This is a genomic window from Cupriavidus sp. SK-3, from assembly GCF_000611145.1.
Lineage (GTDB): Bacteria > Pseudomonadota > Gammaproteobacteria > Burkholderiales > Burkholderiaceae > Cupriavidus.
In genome coordinates this window covers 1-1,100 of sequence record NZ_JFJV02000110.1, presented here as the reverse complement: position 1 = coordinate 1,100, position 1,100 = coordinate 1, and the positions used below count along the sequence as shown (strand labels likewise).

Sequence of the window (1,100 nt, the reverse complement as noted above, 5' to 3'; positions counted from 1 at the left end):
TATGTGTGCCACGAGCATCGAGAACATGCGTTGTTCGTTCGAGGCACTCGCTCAGTTCGCAGGCGCTAGCGGCCTTGCGGATCTGGCGATCGCGATTGAACGCCTGGATGTGACCTTGCCGTACTCACACCTGTCGCGGCAACTTCCTGGCCTTCGTATGTTGTTCAACAAGGGCTGGTGCGAGTTCCGCTTTGACGCGGAAGAGGGCGAGAAGCTGCTCGCCTTTGTCAGTGATCACGGCGCTACCTTCCGGTTCGATCACTGCTGACCATTGGTCATTTCACTGCATCCTTTCCACCCTATGGGGCCACGTCCCCATGGGGCATGGCTCCAACTTCATTCCGAGCCATCATGTCTAGTCTCAAGACCCGTGAAGCGGCCCTCGCCACTGCTGCGTTGGTCGTCCTGCTATTTGCTGCCCTGTTCTTCATCGTCACGACGGAAAATATCTCCCTGCTAACGCTGCAACTTGCCTCGTGCCTGACTATCGCGATGTCGATTATCGGCGCCTGGACCCTCGCGTCTTTCAACCAGCTCGCCGGTCCGCGGGGCTAAGGCCGCGTTAGCGCGCCGGATCCTCCTTCTACTCCTGTCGTGCGATCCCTTGGGCTCGCACGGCCTACCACTTATCCCTGCGGGAATCGGCCCGAGGGGCGTTTCCCGGTATGTTTGCTGAGGAAATTAGATGTACATCTCCCGTTCCAACAAGATCGAGGTCGGTCCTACCCCCTACGATGAGGAGTGTGCCCAGGTCGGCCAGGATGACTATCGTGAGCGCTCGCAAGTCGAGTGCGCGGTCTACATCCGGCAGCTAAACCGCATCTTTGGCACCCACGATGCCTGCGTGCTGTCGTTTGTTCGCCAAGGCTTCTCCCATGATTTCGGGCGGTACTACGAGGTCGTGGCCTGCATGAACCGCCGCGGCGAGCGGATCTTTGACGAAGGCAAGTTGCCGGCGCAATGGGACCACATCGCGCGAGCGGAGCTGACTTGGTCTCTACTGAGCCGCCGCTACAGGCAGGAATGCTGGGATGGCCGACGAGACGAACTGGATATTCCAGCGCTCTATCGTAAGCGCCCAGCGAACACGCCTTGATTGG

At 59.3% G+C, this 1,100-nt stretch carries 2 protein-coding genes and 1 pseudogene; all 3 read left to right on the top strand.

Annotated elements, in window-relative coordinates:
- Positions 1-268: pseudogene (locus CF70_RS36580) on the top strand (hypothetical protein); the annotation flags it as partial.
- A gap of 83 nt (positions 269-351) precedes the next feature.
- Positions 352-555 carry a hypothetical protein gene (locus CF70_RS11970; protein ID WP_035864541.1) on the top strand — a complete coding sequence of 68 codons (204 nt, stop codon included), beginning with the start codon at positions 352-354 and terminating at the stop codon, positions 553-555.
- Between the two features lie 130 nt (positions 556-685).
- Complete coding sequence (locus CF70_RS11965) at positions 686-1,096, top strand: hypothetical protein (protein WP_051648303.1); 411 nt, start codon at positions 686-688, stop codon at positions 1,094-1,096.
- Positions 1,097-1,100 lie beyond the last annotated feature (4 nt).

Excerpts from the sequence above, each read along its gene's own strand:
- CF70_RS11970 (WP_035864541.1), top strand. The coding sequence starts at position 352 with ATGTCTAGTCTCAAGACCCGTGAAGCGGCCCTCGCCACTGCTGCGTTG.
- CF70_RS11965 (WP_051648303.1), top strand. The coding sequence starts at position 686 with ATGTACATCTCCCGTTCCAACAAGATCGAGGTCGGTCCTACCCCCTAC.